This window comes from Neisseria sp. WLZKY-1 (assembly GCF_046546535.1).
GTDB lineage: Bacteria > Pseudomonadota > Gammaproteobacteria > Burkholderiales > Neisseriaceae > Neisseria.
In genome coordinates, this window is record NZ_JBKGTW010000182.1 from 1 (window position 1) to 201 (window position 201).

The window sequence follows — 201 nt, forward strand, 5'->3', positions numbered from 1 at the left end:
TCAGTTTGGTCGCGTCGGTTACGCCGCCTTTGACGTTCACGGTGCTGCCCAGTTTGCGTTCAACGTTCGTGCCGCTGTCGCCTGCAAAGGTCAGCGGGTTGTTCTCCACTGCGTACAGCTGGCTGCCGTTGACGGCATCGGTGCTGGTCGCATTAACGGCACCCGGGGCTACGTTGGTAACCTTCTTGCCGCCGGCATTGA

1 pseudogene is annotated in these 201 nt (G+C 60.7%); it reads right to left on the reverse strand.

Annotated elements, in window-relative coordinates:
* Window positions 1-201, reverse strand: a pseudogene (locus tag ACLD9W_RS12740) (hypothetical protein); the annotation flags it as partial.